The sequence below is a fragment of the Mesorhizobium caraganae genome, from assembly GCF_016836705.1.
Taxonomy (GTDB): domain Bacteria; phylum Pseudomonadota; class Alphaproteobacteria; order Rhizobiales; family Rhizobiaceae; genus Mesorhizobium; species Mesorhizobium caraganae.
Window position 1 is genome coordinate 1 of the sequence record NZ_JAFCGY010000091.1, and the last position, 1,198, is coordinate 1,198.

The following is a 1,198-nucleotide window of genomic DNA, read 5'->3' on the forward strand; positions in this document are numbered from 1 at the left end:
CCGAGAGAACCATCAAGACTCTGTGGGACGCGGTCGGCGCGGTCGTCGACCTCTTCACCCCAGCCGAATGTGCCAACTACTTCAAAGCCGCAGGATATGAACCGGATTAAACAGGACGTGCTCTAGTCCCGAGGAAGCGGCCGAGGCTGCTCTCGATGTCTACGGGTCGGATGCGACCACTGCCGCAGCCCATTGCGCCTTGACGGCCCACTTTGACGGGCGCGAGCGCGACTATCGCTTCTGGTTTGCGGTTTTTTGCAAAGTTGGGCGGCGCAGCGACGATGTCGTGAACGCCCGGGGTCTTGGCATGCTCCTACCATTTGGCGGACATCTCTGATAGCGTTCCATATCGGCCCTGGAAGGAGCGTCGACCAATGTATCTTGGTGTCAGAATTCGAGTCAGCAGATCAAATCGAAATCGTTTGGATTTAGTTGATCTTGCCCGCCGGCAGGTCGACCATCTTGGACCGGCCGGAATCCGCTCGAAACGCAACCAGACCAACGAGCGCTTTGTGAAAAAGGGCTATCTGCGGTTTGCGCCATTAACTCGCAGCCAACGCAGGAAATTGATGGTTCGCATTTCGAACCTAGGCGAGCCGGCCATCAAGGTCCAGCCGATTAGGAACCCGAATCGTCCGCGATGAATGCAGTCGCTGCGCGGTTCGCTTGCTCAACGTTATCGGCCGCAATAGCAGCGATGTCTTATTGCAACGAATCGCTCTGAAGTTCCCAAAGGCCGTTCGTCGCCAGCCACCGCGCCCGCGCTAAATGCGATATCCAGGCCCGACGCGCCCGTTTTGGCGCACGCTCGGGGTCGATGTTCAGGGTGACACGCGCTACGTGGCGCCAGTCGACACCCTCCGCTTCTGCCATCAGCAGGCCCGCGTACGTCGGGATGTGCGCCACATCATAAGCCGTGACCTTGGCCAAGTCCGGCGCTTCATCACCGATCTTGCGTTCTGAATCGGGAAACAGCCCTCTATAGCGCGACAATCTGGGAGAGAAGCGCATTGCATCGCCTGAACTGCTCCCGAACGATCTTTCCGTTGCCTCACCATAATGTTCCCCTGGGCTAGTCACCTGAATCTGAAGTTCGGTTCATTGTCTTCTGGCAGAAACGCTTGACCGATGCGAGGATCTGGTCGGCGGATTTGACCCACTTGTAAGGGGTGGGGTTTTCGTTGTGGGTTTCGATGAA

General features: G+C 57.6%; 2 protein-coding genes and 3 pseudogenes. 3 read left to right on the plus strand and 2 right to left on the minus strand.

Annotated elements, in window-relative coordinates:
* The 3 genes and pseudogenes from JQK88_RS35390 to JQK88_RS35395 all read left to right on the plus strand — a co-directional run.
* Positions 1-110, plus strand: a pseudogene (locus JQK88_RS35390) (IS630 family transposase); the annotation flags it as partial.
* Between the two features lie 26 nt (positions 111-136).
* Positions 137-337 (plus strand): annotated as a pseudogene (locus tag JQK88_RS37930) (Y4oE-related protein); the annotation flags it as partial.
* Positions 338-374: 37 nt separating this feature from the next.
* A complete protein-coding gene (locus JQK88_RS35395; RefSeq protein ID WP_203281214.1) occupies positions 375-644 on the plus strand; it encodes a hypothetical protein in 270 nt (89 codons plus the stop codon).
* 58 nt (positions 645-702) lie between these two features.
* Here JQK88_RS35395 and JQK88_RS35400 read toward each other — a convergent pair whose 3' ends face one another.
* Positions 703-1,011 (minus strand): DUF2285 domain-containing protein, encoded by a 309-nt coding sequence (locus tag JQK88_RS35400; protein WP_246750190.1) that lies wholly within the window; start codon positions 1,009-1,011, stop codon positions 703-705.
* A gap of 61 nt (positions 1,012-1,072) precedes the next feature.
* A pseudogene (locus tag JQK88_RS35405) lies at positions 1,073-1,198 on the minus strand (IS630 family transposase); the annotation flags it as partial.